Annotated in this window: 26 protein-coding genes; 15 read left to right on the forward strand and 11 right to left on the reverse strand. The window is 31.0% G+C overall.

Going from position 1 to position 24,159, the window contains the following annotated elements:
* Positions 1-10: 10 nt before the first annotated feature.
* Complete coding sequence (locus K8354_RS13665; RefSeq protein ID WP_254713024.1) at positions 11-481, reverse strand: class I SAM-dependent methyltransferase; 471 nt, start codon at positions 479-481, stop codon at positions 11-13.
* A 259-nt stretch (positions 482-740) separates the two neighbouring features.
* Here K8354_RS13665 and K8354_RS13670 point away from each other — a divergent pair, with 259 nt between their 5' ends.
* Both K8354_RS13670 and K8354_RS13675 read left to right on the forward strand, forming a co-directional pair.
* Entirely contained in the window at positions 741-1,310 is a 570-nt protein-coding gene (locus tag K8354_RS13670; RefSeq protein ID WP_223441105.1) for a ComF family protein, read from the forward strand.
* 56 nt (positions 1,311-1,366) lie between these two features.
* Positions 1,367-2,983 (forward strand): Ig-like domain-containing domain, encoded by a 1,617-nt coding sequence (locus K8354_RS13675; RefSeq protein ID WP_223441108.1) that lies wholly within the window; start codon positions 1,367-1,369, stop codon positions 2,981-2,983.
* A gap of 64 nt (positions 2,984-3,047) precedes the next feature.
* Here K8354_RS13675 and K8354_RS13680 read toward each other — a convergent pair whose 3' ends face one another.
* Both K8354_RS13680 and K8354_RS13685 read right to left on the reverse strand, forming a co-directional pair.
* The gene (locus tag K8354_RS13680) at positions 3,048-4,196 is read right to left on the reverse strand and encodes a cystathionine gamma-synthase (protein ID WP_223441125.1); all 1,149 of its coding nucleotides are present in this window, start codon (positions 4,194-4,196) and stop codon (positions 3,048-3,050) included.
* Positions 4,197-4,679: 483 nt separating this feature from the next.
* Positions 4,680-5,135, reverse strand: a complete 456-nt coding sequence (locus K8354_RS13685; RefSeq protein ID WP_223441128.1) for a DinB family protein — start codon at positions 5,133-5,135, stop codon at positions 4,680-4,682.
* 42 nt (positions 5,136-5,177) lie between these two features.
* On the opposite strand from K8354_RS13685, the gene K8354_RS13690 reads away from it, so the two are divergent.
* Entirely contained in the window at positions 5,178-5,525 is a 348-nt protein-coding gene (locus K8354_RS13690; RefSeq protein WP_223441130.1) for an arsenate reductase family protein, read from the forward strand.
* A gap of 24 nt (positions 5,526-5,549) precedes the next feature.
* Here K8354_RS13690 and K8354_RS13695 read toward each other — a convergent pair whose 3' ends face one another.
* From K8354_RS13695 to K8354_RS13705, 3 genes are all read right to left on the reverse strand, one after another.
* On the reverse strand, positions 5,550-6,026 hold the full coding sequence (locus K8354_RS13695; RefSeq protein WP_223441132.1) for a DUF4252 domain-containing protein: 477 nt from the start codon (positions 6,024-6,026) through the stop codon (positions 5,550-5,552).
* 163 nt (positions 6,027-6,189) lie between these two features.
* Positions 6,190-7,170: a glycosyltransferase family 4 protein gene (locus tag K8354_RS13700; RefSeq protein ID WP_223441134.1), complete on the reverse strand. Its 981-nt coding sequence runs from the start codon at positions 7,168-7,170 to the stop codon at positions 6,190-6,192.
* A gap of 69 nt (positions 7,171-7,239) precedes the next feature.
* Entirely contained in the window at positions 7,240-8,061 is an 822-nt protein-coding gene (locus K8354_RS13705; protein WP_223441135.1) for a DUF8457 domain-containing protein, read from the reverse strand.
* Positions 8,062-8,185: 124 nt separating this feature from the next.
* Here K8354_RS13705 and K8354_RS13710 point away from each other — a divergent pair, with 124 nt between their 5' ends.
* The 5 genes from K8354_RS13710 to K8354_RS13730 all read left to right on the forward strand — a co-directional run bounded on the left by K8354_RS13710 (position 8,186) and on the right by K8354_RS13730 (position 13,671).
* A complete protein-coding gene (locus tag K8354_RS13710; RefSeq protein ID WP_223441137.1) occupies positions 8,186-8,851 on the forward strand; it encodes a thymidine kinase in 666 nt (221 codons plus the stop codon).
* A gap of 69 nt (positions 8,852-8,920) precedes the next feature.
* On the forward strand, positions 8,921-10,021 hold the full coding sequence (gene alr / locus K8354_RS13715) for an alanine racemase (protein ID WP_223441139.1): 1,101 nt from the start codon (positions 8,921-8,923) through the stop codon (positions 10,019-10,021).
* 52 nt (positions 10,022-10,073) lie between these two features.
* Entirely contained in the window at positions 10,074-10,481 is a 408-nt protein-coding gene (mscL, locus tag K8354_RS13720; protein WP_223441155.1) for a large conductance mechanosensitive channel protein MscL, read from the forward strand.
* A 278-nt stretch (positions 10,482-10,759) separates the two neighbouring features.
* Complete coding sequence (locus tag K8354_RS13725) at positions 10,760-11,758, forward strand: glycosyl hydrolase (RefSeq protein ID WP_223441158.1); 999 nt, start codon at positions 10,760-10,762, stop codon at positions 11,756-11,758.
* Between the two features lie 68 nt (positions 11,759-11,826).
* Entirely contained in the window at positions 11,827-13,671 is a 1,845-nt protein-coding gene (locus K8354_RS13730) for a PLP-dependent aminotransferase family protein (protein ID WP_223441170.1), read from the forward strand.
* 74 nt (positions 13,672-13,745) lie between these two features.
* Here the strand turns inward: K8354_RS13730 and aat are convergent, their stop codons facing one another.
* Positions 13,746-14,372: a leucyl/phenylalanyl-tRNA--protein transferase gene (gene aat, locus K8354_RS13735; protein ID WP_223441182.1), complete on the reverse strand. Its 627-nt coding sequence runs from the start codon at positions 14,370-14,372 to the stop codon at positions 13,746-13,748.
* Positions 14,373-14,494: 122 nt separating this feature from the next.
* Here aat and K8354_RS13740 point away from each other — a divergent pair, with 122 nt between their 5' ends.
* Together K8354_RS13740 and K8354_RS13745 are read left to right on the forward strand one after the other, a co-directional pair.
* Positions 14,495-15,124: a YqaA family protein gene (locus K8354_RS13740; RefSeq protein ID WP_223441186.1), complete on the forward strand. Its 630-nt coding sequence runs from the start codon at positions 14,495-14,497 to the stop codon at positions 15,122-15,124.
* 30 nt (positions 15,125-15,154) lie between these two features.
* Positions 15,155-15,394 carry a DUF1456 family protein gene (locus K8354_RS13745; RefSeq protein ID WP_223441189.1) on the forward strand — a complete coding sequence of 80 codons (240 nt, stop codon included), beginning with the start codon at positions 15,155-15,157 and terminating at the stop codon, positions 15,392-15,394.
* 177 nt (positions 15,395-15,571) lie between these two features.
* Here K8354_RS13745 and K8354_RS13750 read toward each other — a convergent pair whose 3' ends face one another.
* Together K8354_RS13750 and K8354_RS13755 are read right to left on the reverse strand one after the other, a co-directional pair.
* The gene (locus tag K8354_RS13750; protein WP_223441192.1) at positions 15,572-15,940 is read right to left on the reverse strand and encodes a DUF3127 domain-containing protein; all 369 of its coding nucleotides are present in this window, start codon (positions 15,938-15,940) and stop codon (positions 15,572-15,574) included.
* Positions 15,941-15,945: 5 nt separating this feature from the next.
* A complete protein-coding gene (locus tag K8354_RS13755) occupies positions 15,946-16,806 on the reverse strand; it encodes a flavin reductase family protein (protein WP_223441195.1) in 861 nt (286 codons plus the stop codon).
* Positions 16,807-16,932: 126 nt separating this feature from the next.
* Here K8354_RS13755 and K8354_RS13760 point away from each other — a divergent pair, with 126 nt between their 5' ends.
* On the forward strand, positions 16,933-18,084 hold the full coding sequence (locus K8354_RS13760) for a sensor histidine kinase (RefSeq protein WP_223441198.1): 1,152 nt from the start codon (positions 16,933-16,935) through the stop codon (positions 18,082-18,084).
* A gap of 177 nt (positions 18,085-18,261) precedes the next feature.
* On the opposite strand, the gene K8354_RS13765 is transcribed toward K8354_RS13760, so the two are convergent.
* Positions 18,262-18,651, reverse strand: coding sequence for an HIT family protein (locus tag K8354_RS13765; RefSeq protein ID WP_223441201.1), 390 nt, complete (start codon positions 18,649-18,651; stop codon positions 18,262-18,264).
* Between the two features lie 69 nt (positions 18,652-18,720).
* A complete protein-coding gene (gene greA, locus K8354_RS13770) occupies positions 18,721-19,194 on the reverse strand; it encodes a transcription elongation factor GreA (protein ID WP_223441204.1) in 474 nt (157 codons plus the stop codon).
* A gap of 108 nt (positions 19,195-19,302) precedes the next feature.
* Between greA and K8354_RS13775 the strand changes: the two genes are divergently transcribed.
* The 4 genes from K8354_RS13775 to K8354_RS13790 all read left to right on the forward strand — a co-directional run bounded on the left by K8354_RS13775 (position 19,303) and on the right by K8354_RS13790 (position 23,823).
* A complete protein-coding gene (locus tag K8354_RS13775) occupies positions 19,303-19,734 on the forward strand; it encodes a phosphoribosylaminoimidazole carboxylase (protein ID WP_223441207.1) in 432 nt (143 codons plus the stop codon).
* A gap of 52 nt (positions 19,735-19,786) precedes the next feature.
* Entirely contained in the window at positions 19,787-20,944 is a 1,158-nt protein-coding gene (locus K8354_RS13780) for a 5-(carboxyamino)imidazole ribonucleotide synthase (RefSeq protein WP_223441211.1), read from the forward strand.
* 162 nt (positions 20,945-21,106) lie between these two features.
* Positions 21,107-21,586 (forward strand): 5-(carboxyamino)imidazole ribonucleotide mutase, encoded by a 480-nt coding sequence (purE, locus tag K8354_RS13785; protein ID WP_223441216.1) that lies wholly within the window; start codon positions 21,107-21,109, stop codon positions 21,584-21,586.
* 221 nt (positions 21,587-21,807) lie between these two features.
* Positions 21,808-23,823, forward strand: a complete 2,016-nt coding sequence (locus K8354_RS13790; protein WP_223441219.1) for a M3 family metallopeptidase — start codon at positions 21,808-21,810, stop codon at positions 23,821-23,823.
* The last annotated feature ends 336 nt before the right edge of the window (positions 23,824-24,159 follow it).

Genomic DNA, 24,159 nt, shown 5'->3' on the forward strand with positions numbered 1-24,159 from the left:
CAAGCAAAAATTACTCGACTTTTTTACATCGATAAATAAAAGCTGGAGGAATATTTAAAGGCTCGAAACCCAGTGAAATAGACTCTTTAAATACTTCTTTTAATTTTTTAAAATAACTTAAACTATATTGGTATTGAATATAGATTCCGTTTGGATGTAAAGCTTGAAAAGATTTTTCTAAAATTTCATCGGAAACTTCCTCGGGAATAATGGTTAAAGGCAAACTAGAAATAATATAATTTACTTTATCAATTTTTAGTTTTTTTAACTCGTAAAGAATTTTTTCTGCCGATACTTTTAAAACAACTAGCTGCGGATGCCTTAATTCTTTTAATTGGCAGTAAAAATTATCATTAATTTCAAAACAAATTAAGATGGCATTTGGTGCCAAATTATTTAAAATGTATTTGGTAATTGCTCCATTTCCTGGACCTAATTCTACTAAAACTTGTGCTTTCGTAAAATCAATTTCTTTTATCATCCTTTTGGATAAAAAACGAGAACTGGGTGCAACCGTTCCTAATGTTTTGATATTTTTTACAGCTTCTTGAAAAAATTTTATTCTACTATACAATTGATTTCTCTTATTTATTAAGTATCTTTCTAAAAAAAGTTTTGTAAAGATGATACTTTTAAAAGATATATTCGATCTTTTTTATCCAAATTTATGTACAATTTGTAATGAGCACTTAGTTACAAATGAAACCGTGATTTGTACGTTTTGTAGACATGACTTACCGATGACTAATTTTATTGATTTTAAAAATAATAAAGTTACCCAAACTTTTTATGGCAGTGTTTTATTGGAAAAAGCGTTTTCTTTACTTTATTACAGAAAAAAAGGAAGTACACAAAGATTAATTCATGACTTAAAATACAAAGGCAATGAAGAAGTTGGTCTTTTTTTTGGGAATTGGATTGGTGAAATTTTAAAAGAAAATCAAGAATTTAATACTGTAGATTTTATAATTCCTGTGCCCTTGCATCCAAAGAAACTGAGAAAAAGAGGCTATAATCAGGTAACAAAATTCGGGGAACGCCTATGTCATCATCTTAAAATTCCGTTTAAAGAAAATAATTTAATTAGGATCTCCGCTACTAAAACTCAAACTTTTAAAGCTCGTTTTGAACGTTTTAAAAATTTAGAAACTAAATTTTTATTACAAAACCCTTCTTTTTTTAACGATAAACATGTTTTGTTAATTGACGATGTAATTACTACTGGAGCAACTTTAGAGGCTTGTGCCAAAGAATTTGAGAGATCTAAAAATTGTAAAATAAGTATTCTAACAATGGCCTATACAGAATGAATTTTATGATTTTAAATTCAAAAATTAATTGTTAATTTGTATCAAATTTATTTTTTGTGAAAACCTTTTACAGATTTTTCTTTTTTATTATCCTACTCGTTTTTATTTCTAATTGCGCTAGAACTGGCAGACCAGAAGGTGGCCCGAAAGATGAAGACGCACCTGTATTTGTTACTGCAAATCCGCCTTACGAAAGCATCAACTTTAATAAAAAAGAAATTAAACTATTTTTTGATGAATTTATAAAATTAAAAGATCTTAATAAGCAGCTCGTGGTTTCTCCGCCCTTAAAATACCCTCCTTTAATAACACCTCAAGGAACTGCAAGTAAGCAAATTACCATAGAAATTTTAGACACGTTGTTTCTGAACACTACCTATATTTTCAATTTTGGAAACGCAGTTGAAGATAATAATGAAAGTAACAAACTTGAGAATTTTAAATATATTTTTTCTACTGGTACTTATATCGATTCTTTAACAACTTCTGGTTCTATTAAAGATGCTAAACTTCTTGAAACTCCAAAAAGAAATAATATTTTATTGTACAGAATAGATAGTACTTTTAATGACTCAATTGTATACAATAAGAAACCAAATTATATTACAAGTACCTTAGATACCACAATTTTTAAATTTACAAATTTAAGAAAAGGTAACTATTTAATGATTGCTTTAAACGAGTCTATAAACGATTATATTTTTGATCCTAAAAACGATAAAATTGGTTTTGTTTCAGATACCATTCAATTACCAAGAGACAGCATAATTGCCCAACCTATCATCCTATTTAAAGAAGAACAACCTTATGAATTTAGAAGAGGCAAAGAGGTTTTTAGAGGAAAAATAGAATTTGGCTTTGAAGGTGATGGAAAAGACATGAAAATAAATATGCTTTCTGACGTGCCTGATGATTTTAAAAGCATTTCGAAATTTGAGGTTGACAAAGACACTTTAAACTATTGGTTTACACCCTTTGAAGCAGACTCCTTAAATTTTACCGTTGAAAACAAACAAATTATAGATACTTTAACGGTAAGGTTACGCAAGGAAAAGATAGATTCTTTAGTAATGAACGCTACTGTAAAAGGGACTTTTCATTTTAGAGACACTTTCTTTTTAACAAGTAATACTCCTATTATAAAAATAGATACTAGTAAAATTAGTTTCTTTGACAAAGATACTATTGCTGTTAATTACAAGATACTTTCTTCTAAAAAAGAAAATAAAATAGGTTTTATTTTTAAAAAAGACCCTGAACAGAAATACAATTTAAAATTTTTACCGAATTCATTCACAGATATTTATGACGTAAAAAATGATACTTTAACGTATAAGCTAGACACAAAAAAGATTGATGATTATGGCAGGATAACCCTCAATATAGAGAACATAAATTCTCAAAATTTAATCATTGAAATCTTATCTGGAAAAGATCAAGATCAACTTGTAGAGCGTCAATTTACAGCGACCTCTACAAAATTAGTTTTCGATTTATTAGAGCCCCAAAAATATACCATAAGAGCTATTATTGATACCAATAAGAATAATAAATGGGATACTGGAAACTACTTAAAGAAACGGCTTGCAGAAAAAATTATCTATAACGAAGCGATTAATAATTACGATTTAAGAGCTAATTTCTTTTTAGAAGAGATTTTTAAAATTGAATAAATTCACAATTTAAAAACAAAATTCATTCGCATACTTGTGCATTCTTAATGATACTCTCATGACTTTATGCATTTAAAGCTTGTTCTAAATCTGCCAATAAATCTTCGATATCTTCAATACCAACACTTAACCTCACTAGTGAATTCGTAATTCCTATTTTTAAGCGTTCTTTCTCTGGAATCGATCCGTGAGACATAGTTGCAGGATGATTTACCAAGCTCTCCACCCCACCTAAAGATTCTGCCAACGTAAACAGTTTTGTGTTTTCTAAGAATTTAAAAGTTGCCTCTATACTTTCATCCTTTAACTTAAAAGAAACCATGCCTCCAAAATCTTTCATTTGCTTTTTGGCAATTTTATGACCTCGATGATTTTCTAAACCCGGAAAGTAAACCTGCCCTACCTTAGCGTGGTTCTCTAAAAAACTCGCTACTGCACGACCGTTTTCACAATGACGCTGCATTCTAATGTGTAACGTTTTTATACCTCTTAATGCCAAAAAAGAATCCATGGGTGCTGCAATCGCTCCCGCTGCAAACTGAATAAAATGGATTTCTTTTGCCAACGTTTCCTCTTTTACCATTAAAGCTCCCATGATTAAATCTGAATGACCTCCTAAATATTTTGTTGCAGAATGCATCACAATATCTGCTCCTAAAGTTAAAGGTTGCTGCAAATAGGGTGTTGCAAACGTATTATCTACCGCTATTAATATGGCTGAATTTATATCTTTTACAGCCACCGAAATAGCTGCTATATCTGCAATTTTCATCAACGGATTGGTTGGTGTTTCGAGCCAAACTAATTTTGTTTTTTCTGTAATTGCATTGGTAATATTCACTATTTCATCGGTATCTACATAGGTAAATTCCAATCCGTATTTTTGGAATAGTTGCGTAAACATTCTGTAGGTTCCGCCATATAAATCGTTTCCAGCAATGATTTCATCACCGGGTTTTAACAATCTTAAAACACAGTCTATGGCCGCCATTCCGGATGAAAACGCAAAACCATGCGTACCATTTTCTATGGATGCCAAACTGTTTTCTAAGGCAGTTCTTGTTGGGTTAGTTCCTCTTGCATAGGCATATCCTTTATGTTTTCCGGGACTAGATTGTGCAAACGTGGATGTTAAAAAAACAGGAGGCATAACCGCTCCTGTTGCTTCTTCTGGTTTTTGACCTCCGTGAATTGTTTTGGTATTAAACTTCATTTTCACCTTTTTTGATGTTATTACAATTATTTTTTGTATTTCCTAAAAGCTAGAACGGAAAGCTGGAAATAGCTCCTAATACCAACTCTGTTTTGAAATTACTATAAAATAAAATGATGATTTTTTTCATTATAGGAAATTAGTGTTGTCCGATTAAAATTAGCTAAAGTGTTTTAAAGTATTGACAGTCTTGATTTTCAAGAGTTTTTAAAGTAGTACACCTTGCTATTAAAACCGCTTTAGAATTTAAGATGTATGAAAAATTTAAAATCGTAAGAATTTTGTTTTTCAGTTAGTTACATTCAAGTCTTTGTTCTTGATTCTAACAGCGAAAGCGGTCTTTTTATCTTTTATCGGACAACAATGATAGGAAATAGAAAAATAAAACAAAGCATTCGCTAAGATTTCTTTTTAATGTTGAAATAGAAAGGAAAAAAGGGCGTTTTATTGCGGTCATTTTTATGCAGAAATGGCATATTACTACTACAAAAACTTTTTAATAGATCGTATAATTCCGTAATGAATACCTTCATGAAAATTATTAAACGGAATGGCAATTTCCATAGAATTTAAAACAATGCCTGTACTCGTTGCATATTCATTATAACTCTTAAAAATACCTGCATTAAAATCTTCTTCTAGAGTATCGGGTAGACCGATTAATAAGTCTATAACTTCCTCAAATTCTTCTTCTGTAAAAACTTTTGTAGGAGCAGTTCCTTTTTTATGTGCTTCGATTAAATCGTCTGGACATAAGCAATCTAAACCCGCTAATTTATAGTGCAACAATTGTTGTGTAACGACTAAATGCGCTACATTCCAAGCAATATTATTTTTGAATCCATCTGGGATTTTGTGCAACTGTTCTAATGTTAATCCTTCTAATTCTTTTAACAGCAGTGCTCTCGATTTTCTTAAAATATCAAATTGTATGTTCATTTTTTATCTGTAATTTTGATTCTGTAAATATAATCCATAAAAATGAAGAAAGTCTATTTTTTAAAAACTTGTGATACTTGCAAAAGAATTTTAAAGGAAGTAAATACAACTGGTTTTGAGCTTCAAAACATCAAAGAAAACCCTGTTACAGCATCTCAATTAGATGAAATGTATGCACTTTCTAAAAGTTATGAAGGCTTATTTAATAAACGTGCAAGATTGTACAAATCTCTAGGTTTAAAGGATAAAAACTTGACAGAAACGGATTTTAAAAACTATCTTTTAGAGGAATATACTTTTTTAAAACGTCCGGTTTTTGTTGTAGAGGGTGAAATATTTATTGGTAATAGCAAAAAAGTTGTGCAAGAATTAAAAGAGAAGATTGGTTAAAATCTTCTCTTTTAATTCTTCATTTTAGTCTGTTGAAATTTTTATATCTGAAGAAGAAATCATTGCTGCTAATTCATCTTTGGTAATTTTGGTTTCTAAGCCAAACAGCACAAAGTTATCATTCTCGCTGTTTGCTCGGATAATAATTTCTCTGATAAAGTTATTCTTTTCTACAAAAAATAATTCAGCTTTACTGCCTTTATCCTTTACTCTCGCTAAGGTTTTTAATTGATTATTTCTTCTAAATTTTTTAAAATCACTCGCAATTACACCATCTTCATTATCAAAAATCATCAACTTAAAATCACTCGATTTTTTTATGATGTTCATTAAATCGCTATCCTCTTCATCATCTAAAAATGAACCCGCTAAAGAGGCTGATAAATTGATTGAAAAAGTTGATTTCTCTTTATTGCTTGTATAAAATTTTTCGAAAGCTACTTTTTGCGCTGAAATAGTAGTCATAAAAAGCGCAAATAAAATGGTTGTTAATTGTTTCATGATTGTCTGTTTTAATTTAAGACGACCAAGTATAGAATTTGTTACAATGGCTAATTTGTAGGAAATATCTTTTGAGTGATCTATCCTTTTTAAAGAAATTATATGAAGACTACTTTTTAATTTAAAAATTTTTCAGGGAGATCCTTAACAACTAAAACTACAGTTATTGCTTATAAATATTCATTAAACCTTCCGCTTCTTTGCTGGCACTCCAGTTTTTAATGATTTCTTTTCTGGCTTGTTTTCCTAAAAACGGAATTTCGCCTTTTAATTGTTTTGACAACAGAGACTCTAATTCAGCACTATTTCCGGCTTCAAATAAATAACCATTTTTTGTATCAGAAATTAATTCAGAATGCACACCCACATTTTTAGTAGCAATTACTGAACATTCGCAAGACATTGCTTCTGCGGTTACGAGAGAAAATCCTTCAGAAAAACTTGGAGCCACTACAATTTTTGCCGCCTGATAATATGAAATGATATCTCTTGTTTCATTGATAAAATAGACTTGATTTTCTATTTGATGCTTCTTTGCTATCAATTTTAATTCTTCTAAAAAAACTGGTTTATCTACTTTTCCCACAATCACTAGCGCCCAATTTTTGTGTTCTTTTAAAACTTTTGCAGCTTCTAGCAAAACAAGTTGCCCTTTCGCCTTTCTTACTCTACCTACATTTAGAATGATATTTTTTTGCTGAACGTCCTTTAGAATACCCTTATTTTTTGGTAAAAATTCACTTACTTTTACTCCGTGACCTACAACAGTATTTTCAATCCCTAAATTATTGCTCATACTTTTAATGAGCGTAATTACTTTGTCCGCTTTCTTTAAAAGAAATTTAGTTAAGCCGGAAGGAACCGTTTCTGCATGCCTGGTTGCAATTAATGTAAATTTTGCTCCTAAAAAACGAAACCACAACATTCTGATAATTTCATTATTTCTATGACAGTGCACAACTGTTTTTTGATCCGAAAATAAAATGGTTTTTAATTTTGATGTGCTAATTTGTGGTCCGTCAATATTAGAACCATAGACGTAAGTTTCAAAATTATCAACAAAAAAAGGAAGCACATTTTCTACACTTCTAGTAACGCCAGTTTTGCGTTTGTGAAAATGTGTATGGATTAAAACTGGTTTCAAGAATTAAAATTTAGATTTTTAAAGTTGATTTTTAAATTTTATCCGTTAAACTCAAAAATTCGAAACCTTTTAAGCGAATTTACGTTCAATAATTTCTAGAAAACGAATTTCCAATTCCTCATGATTAGACCAATTATAATCTGGTTTTACCATTTTATCAATAAAGTCTTTAGCCTCTTGATCTGATTTTAAAGTGTTTAATTGAGAAATTACCCTGTTAAAATCTTCCTGACTACCTTCAAATAGATTTTTTACAAAGACAATTCTGTCATTTAAACCTATTTGAATATGACCAGACAATTTATCATTTAATGATTTCGGTTTTGCCTTTTCAAATAAATCTGCCATTAAATCCACAGAAAATGTATCTTGTAATTCTTCTTCTAAAGACATTGTTTTACGTTCTTCAACTTTAACTACGTCACTTAATTCCATGGAATTTGTTTCGACCTCGACATCCTTAGAAATCTCTTTTTCAGAAAACATGATTTCTTCTAATTCTGCAAATGGCTGTTCTATAACTTCTTCAACTTTAGGACTTTCTTCTTCTGCAACTGGCAAAATCTCAATTTCTTTTTCAACTATTTTTGGTGTATCAATTGTAGTAGAAATTACTTTTTCTTCTGCTCTATTTTCTTCCTCAATAATTTCTTTTTCTGCAAGATGCTCCTCTTTTTTAACGTAGGCTTCTTCAACTATTTCTAATAATTCTGATTTAGTTTCTTTTAAATTAGGAGTTGAATTGACATATTCCTCTACAAATGCCAAAACAGAAAGTTTTTCATAAATTTCTTTCGATTTTTCTTTTAACAAAAACACATTCTCTTTGTTTTTCATCTGTAAAATACTGTGTGCTAAACTTATTAAATCGCCTTCTATTTTCTTGTACATAAATTGTTTGTTCGTGTTCTGAATCAAGTTCAGAATAAATTATTTTTTAAGCCTAAATATGTATAAATTTGTTGACAATCAACGTAAACAAAATTACAAAAATTATAATGCTTAAAATTACAAAATGTTTCTTGAAAATACAGTAAATCATACAGAACAATTTGGATGGATAGAAGTAATTTGTGGTTCTATGTTTTCTGGAAAAACTGAAGAATTAATCAGACGTTTAAAACGTGCACAATTTGCAAAACAAACCGTAGAGATTTTTAAACCCGCTATAGATACACGTTATGATAATGAAGAAGTAGTTTCTCACAACGATTCTAGAATTCGTTCAACTCCTGTGCCTGTTTCTTCAAATATTAGACTACTGGCAAGTAATGTAGATGTAGTGGGTATTGATGAAGCGCAGTTTTTTGATGATGAAATTGTGGCGGTTTGCAACGATTTGGCAAATAGAGGCGTTCGTGTCATTGTAGCCGGACTAGATATGGATTTTAAAGGAAATCCTTTTGGCCCCATGCCTGCACTAATGGCAACCGCAGAATATGTAACAAAAGTACATGCCGTTTGCACACATACAGGGAATTTAGCACATTATAGTTTTAGAAAAGCTCAAAATGACAAGTTGGTAATGCTAGGTGAAACCCAAGAATACGAGCCATTAAGCAGAGCTGCTTATTATAAAGCTAACAAAAAGAAACAAGAGCAAATTGCCTTAGAAAAACAAACTGAAATCAAAAACCTGCAAAAAGCTGAGCATAAAAAAGATATGGAATCGAATTCATAAAAATTGAAATAGATTTACAAATATTTGAAAAATACAAACTAAAGATCCTGAAACGAGTTCTGCATACCTATGAATAATCATGTTACAGTTTTAGAAATTGATGCCCATGCGCTAGAACACAATCTCAATTATTTCAAAAAAAAATTACGACCTGAAACTAAAATTTTAGCGGTAGTTAAAGCTTTTGGTTATGGAAGTGACGGTGTTAAAGTGGCTACTTTTTTACAAGATAAAGTAGCTTATTTTGCGGTTGCGTATACACATGAAGGTGTTGCTTTAAGAAATGCAGGTATAAAAACCCCTATTCTTGTTTTGCATCCTCAAATACCCAATTTAAGAGAAATCGTAGATTATCGTTTAGAACCAAATTTATATAATTTTAAAATTTTTAATGCTTTTTTAAAATTAGCAGATGACATTCCTTTAATCAATTATCCTATTCATATCAAGTTTAATACGGGTTTAAATCGACTAGGTTTTTGGCATACAGATATTCCTAAAATTATTTCTGAATTAAAAAAATGTACGCATGTTAAAGTGCAATCTCTCTTTTCTCATTTAGCAGCTAGCGAAGATTTAGAAGAACAAGAATTCACAGTAAAACAATTGAATAATTTTGCACACATAGCAAAACAATTCTATACATATTTAGACTATGAGCCGATGTTGCATATTTTAAATACTTCTGGGGTTGTCAATTTTGCAAAAGCACAATTTGATATGGTACGAATTGGCATTGGTTTGTATGGTTTTGGAAATGATGATCAAGAAACTGCTCAACTAAAAAACACCCATAATTTAAAATCTATTATTTCTCAAATTCATTTTATTGAACCCGGTGAAACCGTAGGTTACAACAGAGCTTTTGTTGCAAAAAGTCCTACTAAATCTGCTACAATTCCTGTAGGTCATGCGGATGGTATCTCTAGAAAATTAGGAAATAAAAAAGGCTACGTACTTATCAACAACCAAAAAGCAAAAATTATTGGTAATGTTTGTATGGATATGATCATGGTGGATGTTACTAAAATTGATTGTCATGAAGGTGATGAAGTGCTTATTTTTAATAGCCAAAAAGCCATTAAACATATAGCACATATTTCTGAAACCATAGTTTACGAGACTTTAACGGCTATTTCTCAACGTGTTAAGAAAGTATTAAAGTATTAGTTATTTTTACTACTTTCGCATGATAACTAATTAAATTAAAATTAAAATGGGAATGCTTAAAGAATTTAAAGACTTTGCAATGAAGGGAAACCTAATTGATATTGCAGTAGGTTTTGTTATGGGAGCTGCTTTTAAGCAAGTAGTAACCTCTTTTACTGGCGGAATTGTTTCTCCTTTAATAGGCTTATTATTTAGTGCAGATTTAAAAAAATTAAAATGGATTGTTAAAGAAGGTGTTGCCGATGATACTGGAAAAATTATAGGGGAAGTAGTCGTTTTATATGGCGACTTTTTAACCAACGTTATCGATTTTATTATCGTAGCTTTTGTAATGTTTATGATTGTTAAAGGCGTAAACGCTACTAAAAAGAAAGAGGCACCTGCTCCACCTCCAGCTCCTAAAGGACCAAGTCAAGAAGATTTATTGGCTGAAATTAGAGATTTATTGGCGAAAAAATAAATAAAAATATTTTGAACTCAAATATTTAAAACCGAGCAAATGCTCGGTTTTTTTTATGGGTAAGAATTACGCTATTATCAGTGCACAAGTCCAGAATATTTTATGTCTCGGTCTTTTTATGCTATAAATCCTTTTAACATGGCATAATCTTTTTGTAAATTGACGAACATTATAAACTTTTTTGTGCCCTGAAAACTCATTTTACAATCTTTCTACTTATTTTACTTTACACAAATAATACTTGGATAAAAAAATCATCTAAACCAACCCATAAAAAAATGAACCTTAATAAATTTGAACCTAAAGACGGAGAATGCTTATTTTTTATTGGTCAAGATTTAGAGGCCGTTGGTGGGCTAAAGAATTACAACGAAGGCTATGCAGATACTTTTGAAATTCCGGCAGGTGTTACCGTCTATACAAATTTATCTTCTGGAGGTAACTCTTTTGGATATAATTTTAAAGGTTTAGACGGCATAAAAACTAAAGCAAATTGGGGAGCAGGAGATACTTGTGCGCACTATTATATCGAGGATCCTAAATTTAAAAACAGTATGATATCAATAGGTTTGTCTTTGGTAAATGCTGAAAAAAGTATTGCTAAAGGAAAAAATGATGAACTCATTATTGAATTTGGAAATTGGATTAAAGAAATAAAAAGACCCGTTTTTTTAAGAATTGGCTATGAATTTGATGGTTGGGATTGGAACGATTACGAAAAGAAATATTTTTTAAAAGCTTGGAAACGCATTCATAGAATATTTACAGATATGAATGTTAATAACGTAGCCTATGTTTGGCAATCTAAAGGCACTGGTTCTAACCAAGAAATTTTAGAAGATTGGTATCCTGGAGATGATTTTGTAGATTGGTGCGGCTATTCTTATTTCGGAAATCCTGATGAAGAAATGATCACTTTTGCTAGAAAACATAAAAAACCTGTTTTTATAGCAGAAGCAACTCCCGTTTTTCAAGAAGGAAATCTTTATTTTGATGCAGATATATCCAAAGAAAAAATAGCTAAAAAGGCTTGGAATGAATGGTTTATTCCATTTTTTAGGGTGATCAATGAAAACCAAGATGTTGTAAAAGCGTTCAGTTACATCAACGTAAATTGGCCATCTCAACCCATGTGGATTGATAATTTATCGTTTCAAAAAGTAGATTCTAGAATTCAAAATAGTACATATCTTTCTAAAAAATGGATCGCAGAAATTAGCAAACCTAGATATTTAAAAGCTACTGATCGTTTGTTTTCTAAATTAGGTTATGAATAATTATCTTGTTTCTGAACTTTAAAAAAATCTAGTTATTGTATCTTTGATTTCTATTTAAAGTAGGAATTATGCAAGAAAATAAGATACTAGAGTACGTACAAGAGCTATTAGACAATATGCCTATAGATTGGCTAAACCTAACAACTCATAGATTAGATATTTACGACGAAAATTTGGCGAAAACTCAATTTTTACATCAACTAGAAAGCTTATTCCTGCACAATAATTCCGAGGTATCTGCACTCCATAAATTACCAACTGCGTATGATTATATTCGTTTAGGACATCCTTTATCTTGTATCTTAGAATGGGTAATTGCCAAATTAAATAACCAGAAATCAGAAAATGTCATCAGTTTTTCTTCAAAAACGATTCCTATTTTAGCAATTTTAAGAAAGAATTTAGTAGCCAATAAAAATACCCAAATTATGTATTCTGAAGAAATATCAGACTTTTTTGATGCTGAAATTATCAGAAATATTTATGGGTATCATTTTGAATTGAAAAAGGTTAATGCCTTAACAGATATTTCTAAATTTGATGGAAGTACTATCTTTATTTCACAAAATGGGGAAATTTCTAACTTCGAACTTCATCCAAATATTGATTTTTTCATCCAAATTACACCAGAATTAGGAAGTGTTTTATTGATAAACGGCATAAAAAATGAAAATTATATTTCAGACATTCAACATGTAAGAAGAAGAGAAACGATTGCCATGACGCCTGCCAATTCACTCATAGCTTTAAAATCTATCATAGAAAAATCTTCATTTGAGCATCAAAAAAGTGCTATTGAAACTAATAAAAAAAATGTTTTAAACTCCATTAAAGAAATTACGGGCACTACTTTAAAACCTTTAGTTGCTTCCAGCGGACTATCAATTCAGTATGCCATTATGATGGGATTAATTCATGATGCACAAGAAAATCATACCGGAAAAGCGATTAAATTTATTGTTCCGCCAAACTGTTATGGTGGTACCAATGACCAAGCAAGGCGTGTTGCTAAGTGTCTTAAACATGTTGAAGTGGTAGATTTACCTGTAGATGGTGAAAATGATATGGTACAAAGTATTGATACTATTTTAGCTAAAATTGCGATTGAAGATGCTGTTCCCTATATAATTGCAGAAATACCTACAAATCCAAGAGTTGAAGTTCCGAATCTTATCGATTTAGAAAATGTTTTAAGCAAAAAACGTACAACTGCAAATGGAGCAACTGCGATTGATCCTGTTTTTATTTTAGATCAAACATTTTGTCCTAATGTTCACTTTTTAGGTGAAGGAAAAATTCTATCTAGCATTAGAACCATTTCATATGCTAGTGGCTCAAAATTTCCGAGTGGCGGACAATGCACTGCTGGTTATTGTGTAGGAAATGTAAAAACTGCCGCTTTAATGAACAAAATAGAAATCCATTTAGAACTTTGTGATAATAAAGCAACAGCGCTGCAAATGGACATATTGGCAAAACAATTGCCTTCTATGAATCAAAGAATTTGGGATGCTTATAAAAATACACGAGAATTTGTAAACTTTATTCATGAGACTTTACCAACAGCAAAAATTAATTTTGTTTCAGAGCAATTGGCAAAACAACAGTTTACACCTTCTGTTTTTTCTTTAGATTTACCAACGAAAGGTAACAGTGACGAAGAAAAAGAAACTTATAAACGAGCTTTGAATTTGAAATTAATCAACTTAATGATTACAAAAATTCCTGATGAAAGTAAATTCTGTGTTAGCTACGGACAATTAAAAGGATGTTATTGGACAATTCCTGCAACCTCAACGCAAGGAACCACAAAAGAAGGCGATAAAGATTATATTGTGAGAGCTTCTCTTTCACCTAACATGGATTTAGAACTTCATAAAAAAGTGTTTTTAGAATTTGTAAAGATGATTTGACAAACTTAAAAATTGTTTTCTTTTGATTGAAAAGAATGTTTTTTTTTAGAGATTCTCAACAAAAAAACCTAGACTCAACTTTTCAAAATCTCCAAAAACAAATCTCTTTCAATTTCTTTTGCCCCTAAACTTGCTAAATGTTTGTTATAAATTTGGCAATCTATTAATTTATAGTTGTTGCTTTTTGTTAAATGAATAAAGGCCAATTTAGAAGCATTAGAAACCCTGCTAAACATACTTTCTCCGCAGAAAATACTATTAACTTCTACCCCATATAAACCTCCTACCAATTGGTTGTCTAACCAAACTTCGATCGATTTTGCAATTCCTTTTTTATGCAGGTTGATATAGGCTTGCTCCATCTCATCAGTAATCCAAGTTCCAAAACCATCATTTCTGTTTATGTTTTTACAATTGTAAATTACTTCTTCAAAAGCGGTGTTCTCAGTAATTTTGAACTCGTTTTTATGGATAATTTTTCGCATCGATTTTGATACTTTTAAATCACCAGGAAACAAGACCATTCTATCAAAAGGGCAATACCAAACTATGGGATCACCTTCCGAAAACCATGGGAAAATTCCGTTTTTATAAGCATGCACTAATCTTTCCTCAGATAAATCTCCACCTAAAGCTATAATGCCATCTTTCGTAGTCAAATTGTAATTTGGAAATTCTATGTACTCATTTAACCAGATCATGATTTAGCTTCTTTTAATGCGAATTTAATAAATTCTTTAAAAAAAAGTTAATCTAAACTCATAAAGCCATTTATAAAGAATTTGTTCCTATTTTTGCATTGTTATTAAAAACAACTTATTTCTTGGAAGAAAAGCAAAAAAAAAGAAAAAAAAACACTGCATTTATAGGTAAAAGACTCCATGTTTATTATGGAAGAACTGGTTTTTATTTATTTGTTTGGGAGAGTATAAAAAAAGCTTTTTTACCAATAGTGGGGGTTGTTATTGCCTTATATTTCTTTAACAAATACGTTTACGATATTAATGAAGGTTTAGAAAACATTACAGAAACCTTTTCTACGATAGGCGTATTAATTACGTTTTTTACTTCGGAAACATTGCTAGGGTTAATACCTCCAGAAATATTTATCGCTTGGTCTAAAAAAACAGCGCATCCTGTTATTAATTTATCCATTTTAGCAACACTTTCTTACTCAGGCGGTTTACTTTCCTATTTCCTTGGTAAACTAACGTTAAAAATAGAATCTGTAAAAAATTACCTAGAGGTAAAAATGGCTGCAAATCTTAAAAACACTAAAAAATGGGGCGGTTTTTTAATTTTGGTGGGTGCTCTATTACCACTACCTTTTTCAATTGCATGTTTAGCAGCAGGTATGATTAAATATCCTTTTAGAAATGTGGTTTTCTTTGGTTTATTCCGTTTTTTACGTTTTGCTGCGTATGCTTGGGCTATTTTTCAAGTAGTAGATTAAATCAACCTTAAAAATAAGTACCTTTGCCTTATGGGATTAACAAATAATGACATTTTTAAAAAATTAAGAGTTGCACACAAATTAAGGGACACTGATATTATTGATATTTGTGCTTTGGTTGATTTTAAAGTAACAAAAGGTGAATTAGGTGCCATTTTTAGAGCAGAAGAGCATCCGAAGTATATAGAATGTGGAGACCAATTTCTACGTAATTTTTTAAATGGTTTAATTATTCATTTGCGCGGTCCTATGCCTGCTAAAATGAAATAAACTTCTTTTATTGCACCACATACTTATCTATTTTGATATAAGAGTTAAAACAGTATTCAAAACATTTTTAGAAATAAGGCATTTATATACAAATTATAAGAAACAAAAAAGAGTGTAATTTTAAAAAATTACACTCTTTTTTGTTAGGATCTATCCTAATAAATCTTGCCTTATTTTTTAAAATGGTAAATCGTCTGGCTCTTCATCAGAAACTTGAGATGCAGGCTCAAATTGATCTACAGGTGGTAAATTTTGTGCTTGTGGGGCTTGAGACAAACTCTCTATTCTCCAACCTTGCACAGAGTTAAAATATTTAGCTTCACCTTGTGGATTAATCCATTCTCTACCTCTTAAATTAATCGAAACTTTTACATCTTGCCCCACATTATAATTATTTAATAAATCTGTTTTGTCTTGCACAAATTCAATCATAATCATCTGTGGATATTGCTCATCTGTCGTTACAACCAATTCTCTTTTTCTGAATCCGTTTGCACCGAATGTTTGCACCTCACCAATCAATTTTACTTTACCTATAACTTCCATAATATTTATTTTAATAAAAGTACTTTCCAAGCACTTTCTACATCATTCTTTTTTAAATACTCTTGAGCAAATGTATGTTTTTTTGAAGTTTCTAACCCAATAAATTGTGGATGTTCTTTTCCAAAGTTATTAACAGTGGTTTCAGAAGGCAATTGCTCTACATTCCCTAACATCCCCAAATTATTCCCTGTTAAAATGCTACTATTTCGAATTTCTGACGGAATTACATCGATCCCAATTCCCAATGTAGAAATTGGTTTCGGAATTTCAAAAAAGCCATCTTTAGCCCTTGAATAATAACTTCCGCCTGCTCTTGCAACCAAATCAATTTTATGCTGATCTATTGCTCCATTTTCATCTAAAACATCCTCCGAAATATGAATTTTTACAACTTCACAAACAATTAAATTTCCTGCGCCTCCTTCATCACCTGTAAAAATTACATCATTTACCTTACATTCAAATTGCACAGGAGATTCTGCAACTCTAAAAGGTTTTATGATATCTGATTTTAGCATGGTAAATCCTGCCTTTTCAAACTCATTAACACCCGCAGGATATTCTGTAGAACTCAACGACATTTGCTGAACAATAGCATAATTCACCACATTTATTACTACTTCTTTGGTTGCCAAGGCATTTTCTAACGTATGTTTGGTTGTATTATCTCGCACTCTTCTGGCAGGAGAAAAAATCATAATTGGCGGATTTGAGCCAAACACATTAAAAAAACTAAATGGAGACAAATTAGGATTTCCATCAGCATCCACAGTACTTGCAAAAGCAATTGGTCTGGGCGCTACGGCTCCTAGAAGATAACCATGGAGTTTACCTGTTGATATTTCTTTGGGATCTATAGAAAGCATACTCAATAAATTTAAAATGAATGTCCTCTTATCAGTGCACTAAAAATGACTAATAATTTTTCTACTTGTAAAGATACTATCAAATCTTGAAATGAGTTATATACAGGAAACCTTATCTTTGTTTTGATGAAAAATTTTTCGAATATTCTGCTCTTTAAGCGCGTTACTATCTTTATTTCGTTTGTAATTGTAACCTCAATTCTATGGAATACCTATACCTTCTTTCAAAAATTTAAGCAAGAAGAACGTGTAAAAATGCAAATTTTAGCCACTGCTCAAAAAGAAATAGGGAATAACGAAAATTTAGATGCCAATGTAGATTTATCATTAATGGTCATTGAGAATAACCATAGCATTCCTATGATTTTAGTTAGTGAAAAAGGTGAAATTTTAAATTATCAAAATTTAGATTCTGTAAAATCTTTAGACCCCGCATATCTAGAAAGCGAATTGCTAGATATGAAGTCTGAAAACGCTCCGATTGAAGTAAGTTATAAAGGCAAAAACAAACAATATATTTATTATAAAGATTCTGATTTACTGAACAAACTCACCTACTATCCCTTAGCTTTAATCTTAATTTTAGTACTGTTTGTTTCGGTTGTTTATTTGTTTTACAGCTCTAACAAAGCAGCAGAAACAAATCAACTTTGGACCGGAATGGCGAAAGAAACTGCCCATCAAATAGGCACGCCTTTGTCTTCTTTATTAGGTTGGATTGCCATCTTAAAAATGGAAAAAGTAGATGAAACCTATATCGAAGAAATAGAAAAAGATGTGCATCGATTAAATATTATTGCCGATCGATTTTCTAAAATTGGCTCTAAACCAGAACTGAAAAAAGAAAATATTGTAGTACTCACAAAGCAAGCTTTTGATTACTTCGAATCTAGAAGTTCTAAACAAATTTCATTTTCATTTTTTACTACGGATGATGAACTCTACACAAACCTAAATAAAGAACTATTTGGTTGGGTGATAGAAAACCTCATCAAAAATGCTATTGATGCGATGTTAGGAAAAGGTGAATTAACCTTGAATATCACAGGTAATCAAAAAAAGGTAGAAATTACAATTTCTGACACGGGCAAAGGGATGCCTAAAAAATTATTCAAACGGATTTTTACACCTGGTTTTACGACTAAAAAACGTGGCTGGGGATTAGGTTTATCGCTCTCAAAACGTATAATAGCAGATTATCATAACGGAAAAATATTTGTAAAAAAATCTGAAATTGGCAAAGGAACTACTTTTGAAATTTCTTTGGATAAAGTTTAATTTTCGAAATTTTTCTTCATGAAATACCCAAAAGAAAAATCTCTAAAAACCAAATCAAAAAACTAAATACATACTTTTTAGGGTGATAATTTATTGCCCTACATAAGGAGAGATAAAAATCATCATAACCTACACATGGCAAAACTTCAAGCTAAACCAACTCTTATAACTTTTTCATCATTCAAAATTATCAGCAATACTTGCGGCTATAGCAACAAATTCATCCTTTGATAATTTCACTTTATGCGTAAATTGCATGTCAGACATCACATTGGTAGGCACCAAATGCACATGAACATGTGGTACTTCTAACCCGATAACGCTCATTCCTATTCGTTGGCAAGGCACTGCTTTTTCTAGCGCTTTTGCAACTCTGTATGAAAAATCCATTAAGGAGCTGTACGCTTCTTTTGATAAATCAAAAATCTTATTTTCTTCTTTTTTAGGAACCACTAACGTATGTCCTTTGGCATTTGGATTGATGTCTAAAAAAGCAATAAAATCGTCATCTTCGGCTACTTTGTAACTTGGTATTTCTCCTGTAATTATTTTTGTGAATATGCTCATTTTTAAGCTTTTAGTTATTCGATTTTGGCTGTTTGCTAGTGGCTACTCACCAAAAGCAAAAAACTATTTTTATCTAGAAATCGCTACAACCTCAAATTTCATAATTCCGTTTGGCACTTGAATTTCTGCTATATCTCCCACTTTTTTACCCAATAAACCTTTACCAATTGGCGAGTTTACAGACAATTTTCCATTTCTAACATCCGTTTCTGAATCGGCAACCAAAAGGTAAGAAAACTCCATTCCGTTGGCAATATTTTTTATTTTTACTTTAGAATGAATCAATATTTTTGACGTATCTAATTGGCTTTCATCTAAAATACGCGCATTCGAAATCACATTTTTTAATTTGGCTATTTTAAACTCTAAATGAGATTGTTCTTCTTTTGCTGCATGGTATTCTGCGTTTTCACTCAAATCGCCTTTATCTCTTGCATCGGCAATTTCTTGGGTTACTCTTGGTCGTTCAACTTGCTCTAGTTGTACCAATTCATCTTTCAATTTCTTTAATCCTTCTGGTGAATAATAAGATATATCGCTCATCGTTTTTTAATTTAAAAAATCCCATTACCTTCACAGGAATGAGATTAGATTACAAAGGTACAAAATAATTGTAACTTGCAATCGTTTTAGTAAAAACCCAATGTACTTATGTTTAAAAAAATCTTGCTGTTTATTTCATTTATAACAATTTACAGCTGTACAGAAAATAATCTTCCAGAGAATTGTATTCGACCCATTTCTTTTTCCATTAATAGATCCTTAGAAAACCCTGAGTTTAATTCAATTTTAACTGTTGGTAGTGTAGAAATAGATGGCGGATACAAAGGGATTTTAATCATGAACGCTGGCTTAGATCGGTTTCTTGCTTATGATAAAATATGCCCCGTAAACGATTGCAATTCCCCGATGGTTTATGATGAAATTAACAGACCTAATATTTTGAAATGTACGTGTGATGGAAGCGAATATGGTTTGGGAGTAGGAATTGGTGGACAACCTCAAACGGAAGGATTTGTATGCCCTGCGGTAGAATACAGTGCTGTTAAAATTGGTAACTCAATTCGAATCAGCAATTTTTAGTAGCTTCTTGTCATATAGATGATTATTTTTGTGAATTACAAAACTTTACAACGTGATAAATTATTTTTCTTCAGATTTTAAATTAGGTATTTTAGGTGGTGGTCAATTGGGAAGAATGCTCTTGGCAGAAACTCAAAAATTTGACATTCATACTTCAATTTTAGACAGCAATAAAAATGCTCCTTGTGCAGAAATTTGCAACACTTTTGTGGTGGGCGATTTATTAGATTATGATGCCGTTTACAACTTTGGTAAAACGATGAATCTTTTAACCATAGAAATAGAAAATGTAAACTTAGATGCTTTAGATACCTTGGAGGACGAAGGAATAACGATTTATCCGAAACCCAAAGATTTACGGATTATTCAAAGCAAAGCCAGACAGAAAAATTTTTATGTAGATAACCAAATACCCACGGCAGCGTTTTCTCATTATGCTTATTTAGAAGAATTGAAACATTCGTATGAAAACGATATCATCAATTTTCCTTTTGTATGGAAAGCGGCTCGATTTGGTTATGATGGCAATGGAGTAAAAATTGTGAGAAATATCGCTGATTTAAACAGCTTGCCCAATGTAGAATGCATTACCGAAAAATTAATTCCCTTTAAAAACGAATTAGCTGTTATTGTGGCAAGAAATGCCACTGGTGAAACTACAACCTACCCAGTGGTAGAAATGGAATTTCATCCAGAAGCCAACCAAGTGGAGTATGTAATTTGCCCAGCAAGAATAGATTTTAAAGTTGCTGAGAAAGCAAGAGAATTGGCTTTAAAAGTAGTGAGTACCTTAAATTTTGTAGGTTTATTGGCTGTAGAAATGTTTCAAACTATAGATGATAAAATTTTGGTTAATGAAATAGCTCCAAGACCCCACAATTCAGGTCACTATTCTATTGAAGCAAGCTATACCAATCAATTTGAACAACATTTGCGTTCTATTTTAAATCTCCCACTAGGAAATACAGACAGCAAAGTGGCAGGAATTATGGTAAATTTAGTTGGTGAAGAAGGGTTTTCTGGAGAAGTGGTTTATAAAAATATTGAAGAAATTTTAAGAATTGACGGCGTTACACCTCATATTTATGGAAAAAAAGAAACACGTCCTTTTCGTAAAATGGGTCATGTAACGATTGTAAATGCTGATATTGATACCGCTAGAGCGATTGCGCAAAAAGTGAAAGAAACGATTAGAGTGATTTCTAAATAAATTTGATTTAGTGCAAAAAATGCAATAGTTCAAAATTATAGAAAACTCAGTATATGCAAAATTTACACGTACTTAAAATATAAAAATGAACTACCTAAGTTTACTCGGTAGTTCAAAACAAATTTAAAATTTCTTTTTCAAAAGAAATAAAAAACTAATAGTATGATAGGAATAATAATGGGAAGCGATTCAGATCTTCCAATAATGCAAGAAGCTATTGACATTTTAGAAAGTTTTGACATTCAAATAGAAGTTGATATTGTTTCTGCACACAGAACACCCGAAAAATTAGTTGAATATTCTAAAAATGCTCATTTACGAGGCATCAAAGTAATTATTGCTGGCGCAGGTGGCGCCGCTCATTTACCTGGTATGGTGGCAAGTATGAGTCCGTTACCAGTTATTGGTGTTCCTGTAAAAAGTAGGAATTCTATTGATGGTTGGGATTCTGTTTTATCTATTTTACAAATGCCAGGAGGCGTTCCTGTGGCAACTGTAGCGTTAGATGGTGCAAAAAACGCAGGCATTTTAGCCGCTCAAATTATCGGAACTTCAGACCAATGTGTTTTAGACAAAATTATAACCTACAAAGAAGGCCTAAAACTAAAGGTTGAGCAAGCGTCTAAACGCGTAAGAAAATAAAAATGTTTACTTGAGTATAAAAAACCTTAACTGCACTCGAACAGAAACTATTTAGAAGCAGTCTTTTAAGTAAAATTTATAGATTATAGAAATTATTTTTATGAAATATTTTACACATATTCATGAATTTGTGACATAAATTTGCATAATAAAAACGCTAAGAATTAAAATTCAATAAATAAAATATTGAATTTAAAACTTTAAACTCTGAACTTACTAGAATGAATCCACTTTTAAAAGATTTTAATACGGCTCCGTTTTCAAAAATAAAAACGGAACACTATATAACGGCTATTCAAAAAGGAATTGAAATGGCAAAATTAGAAATTGCTAAAATTGTCCAAAATCCTGATGCACCTAGTTTTGAAAACACCACGGTTGCTTTAGATTTTACAGGCGAAAAACTCAACCGAATTACAAGTATTTTTTTCAATTTAAATGCTGCCGAAACCAATGATGAAATTCAGAAAATTGCCCAAGAAATATCACCTTGGCTAAGTGAATTTAGAAATGACATCACCCTAAATGAAGCCTTATTTAAAAGAGTAAAAGCTGTTTTTGATAGTAAAGAAACGCTAGATTTAACTGCTGAACAAAGCATGTTGTTAGAAAAACAATACAAAGGTTTTACCAGAAATGGTGCAAATTTAAAAGATGATGATAAAAATAAACTACGCGAGATAGATGCTAAACTTTCTAAATTATCATTAAAATTCGGGGAAAATGTCTTAGCAGAAACCAATGCTTTTGAATTACATATAACCGATGAAAAAGAGCTATCCGGATTACCCGAATCTATAAAAGAAGCTGCGGCAGAAGTTGCTAAATCAAAAGAAAAAGAAGGGTATATTTTTACATTAGATTACCCAAGTTATATTCCGTTTTTAACCTATGCAGACAATCGAGAATTGCGCAAAAAAATGGCCATTGCTGGGGGTAAAAAAGCGTTTCAAGACAACGAATTTAACAATGAAAAAATAGTTTTAGAAATTGTAAAACTGCGCCATGAAAGAGCCAATTTATTAGGATATAAAACCCATGCGCATTTTGTTTTAGAAGAAAGAATGGCAGAAAACCCAGAAAAAGTTATTGAATTTTCTAATAATTTACTGAAAAAAGCCAAGCCTGCTGCGCAACGTGAATTTAAAAATTTAGAAAATTACGCAAAAAAATTAGATGCTATAGATCAACTTCAAAAGTGGGATAGCGCATATTATTCAGAAAAATTAAAAAAAGAAATTTTCGATTTAGATCAAGAAATTTTAAAACCTTATTTTAAATTAGAAAATGTTATTGCAGGTGTTTTTGAAATTGCAAATCGTTTGTATGATTTAAAATTTGAAGAAGTTACTACGATTGACAAATATCACGAAGATGTAAAAACTTACCACGTCACAGATTCAGAAGACAATTTTATATCGGTTTTTTATGCTGATTTTCATCCCAGAAAAGGAAAAAGAAATGGCGCTTGGATGACGAGTTATAAATCGCAACAAGTTAAAAATAATATTGATGAAAGACCTCATGTTTCCATTGTTTGCAATTTTACAAAACCTACAGCAACCAAACCTTCTTTGTTAACCTTTAACGAAGTGACTACCTTGTTTCATGAATTTGGTCATGCGCTGCATGGCATGTTGGCAAAGACAACTTATAACAGCTTGTCTGGAACTTCTGTTTCTTGGGATTTTGTTGAATTACCAAGTCAGGTTTTAGAAAACTGGTGTTATGAAAAAGAAGCTTTAGAATTGTTTGCCAAACATTATGAAACAGGTGAAATCATCCCGATGAAATATGTTGAAAAAATTAAGGAATCCGCTAGTTTTCATGAAGGCATGCAAACATTACGTCAATTAAGTTTTGGATTGTTAGACATGAGCTGGCATTCTCAAGATCCATCAAAAGTAACATCTATAAAAGAATTTGAAACCAAAGCTTTTGCTGAGACGAAACTCTATCCAGATGTTTTAGAAAACTGTATGAGCTCATCTTTTTCCCATATTTTTCAAGGAGGCTATTCTGCTGGTTATTATTCTTATAAATGGGCAGAAGTTTTAGATGCTGATGCTTTTGAATACTTCTTAGAGAAAGGAATTTTTAATAAAGAAGTTGCCTCTAAATTTAAAGAACATGTATTATCAAAAGGTGGTACAGAAAAACCAATGGAATTATACAAACGTTTTAGAGGACAAGAACCTAAACCAGATGCGCTCTTAAAAAGAGCTGGTTTAATTTAAGTTCTATATTTTACAATTAGAAAATCGATTGCTTATTTAATTTTTCATATTACCTAAACAATCGATTTTACTTATTTAATTTTTAAGACTTTTTAGTTTTGTGTACTACATACAAATCTAAAAAACATGTCTTTTCCCTTCTAACAATTGATTTTTTTAAAAAAAAAATTTATCAATTGATTTTTTCCTTAATTTAGCTTTCAACAAAGAAAGATGTAGTACAAACCTTTTTTGAACAAGTATTTGTTTTACACTTACCGAAAAGAATCACGGATATATTTTAGAAAAATATTAAATCATAAGAGTTTTTTATGTCATTATACCCTAATTCATAAA

This window comes from Polaribacter litorisediminis (assembly GCF_019968605.1).
Lineage (GTDB): Bacteria > Bacteroidota > Bacteroidia > Flavobacteriales > Flavobacteriaceae > Polaribacter > Polaribacter litorisediminis.

What these genes read in the sequence shown, in the direction of transcription:
- K8354_RS13665 (WP_254713024.1), bottom strand. Translation starts at nt 481, where the DNA reads ATGATAAAAGAAATTGATTTTACGAAAGCACAAGTTTTAGTAGAATTA.
- K8354_RS13670 (WP_223441105.1), top strand. Translation starts at nt 741, where the DNA reads ATGACTAATTTTATTGATTTTAAAAATAATAAAGTTACCCAAACTTTT.
- K8354_RS13680 (WP_223441125.1), bottom strand. Translation starts at nt 4,196, where the DNA reads ATGAAGTTTAATACCAAAACAATTCACGGAGGTCAAAAACCAGAAGAA.
- K8354_RS13685 (WP_223441128.1), bottom strand. Translation starts at nt 5,135, where the DNA reads ATGAACATACAATTTGATATTTTAAGAAAATCGAGAGCACTGCTGTTA.
- K8354_RS13690 (WP_223441130.1), top strand. Translation starts at nt 5,178, where the DNA reads ATGAAGAAAGTCTATTTTTTAAAAACTTGTGATACTTGCAAAAGAATT.
- K8354_RS13695 (WP_223441132.1), bottom strand. Translation starts at nt 6,026, where the DNA reads ATGAAACAATTAACAACCATTTTATTTGCGCTTTTTATGACTACTATT.
- K8354_RS13705 (WP_223441135.1), bottom strand. Translation starts at nt 8,061, where the DNA reads ATGTACAAGAAAATAGAAGGCGATTTAATAAGTTTAGCACACAGTATT.
- K8354_RS13710 (WP_223441137.1), top strand. Translation starts at nt 8,186, where the DNA reads ATGTTTCTTGAAAATACAGTAAATCATACAGAACAATTTGGATGGATA.
- alr (WP_223441139.1), top strand. Translation starts at nt 8,921, where the DNA reads ATGAATAATCATGTTACAGTTTTAGAAATTGATGCCCATGCGCTAGAA.
- mscL (WP_223441155.1), top strand. Translation starts at nt 10,074, where the DNA reads ATGCTTAAAGAATTTAAAGACTTTGCAATGAAGGGAAACCTAATTGAT.
- K8354_RS13725 (WP_223441158.1), top strand. Translation starts at nt 10,760, where the DNA reads ATGAACCTTAATAAATTTGAACCTAAAGACGGAGAATGCTTATTTTTT.
- K8354_RS13730 (WP_223441170.1), top strand. Translation starts at nt 11,827, where the DNA reads ATGCAAGAAAATAAGATACTAGAGTACGTACAAGAGCTATTAGACAAT.
- aat (WP_223441182.1), bottom strand. Translation starts at nt 14,372, where the DNA reads ATGATCTGGTTAAATGAGTACATAGAATTTCCAAATTACAATTTGACT.
- K8354_RS13745 (WP_223441189.1), top strand. Translation starts at nt 15,155, where the DNA reads ATGGGATTAACAAATAATGACATTTTTAAAAAATTAAGAGTTGCACAC.
- K8354_RS13750 (WP_223441192.1), bottom strand. Translation starts at nt 15,940, where the DNA reads ATGGAAGTTATAGGTAAAGTAAAATTGATTGGTGAGGTGCAAACATTC.
- K8354_RS13755 (WP_223441195.1), bottom strand. Translation starts at nt 16,806, where the DNA reads ATGCTTTCTATAGATCCCAAAGAAATATCAACAGGTAAACTCCATGGT.
- K8354_RS13760 (WP_223441198.1), top strand. Translation starts at nt 16,933, where the DNA reads ATGAAAAATTTTTCGAATATTCTGCTCTTTAAGCGCGTTACTATCTTT.
- K8354_RS13765 (WP_223441201.1), bottom strand. Translation starts at nt 18,651, where the DNA reads ATGAGCATATTCACAAAAATAATTACAGGAGAAATACCAAGTTACAAA.
- greA (WP_223441204.1), bottom strand. Translation starts at nt 19,194, where the DNA reads ATGAGCGATATATCTTATTATTCACCAGAAGGATTAAAGAAATTGAAA.
- K8354_RS13775 (WP_223441207.1), top strand. Translation starts at nt 19,303, where the DNA reads ATGTTTAAAAAAATCTTGCTGTTTATTTCATTTATAACAATTTACAGC.
- purE (WP_223441216.1), top strand. Translation starts at nt 21,107, where the DNA reads ATGATAGGAATAATAATGGGAAGCGATTCAGATCTTCCAATAATGCAA.
- K8354_RS13790 (WP_223441219.1), top strand. Translation starts at nt 21,808, where the DNA reads ATGAATCCACTTTTAAAAGATTTTAATACGGCTCCGTTTTCAAAAATA.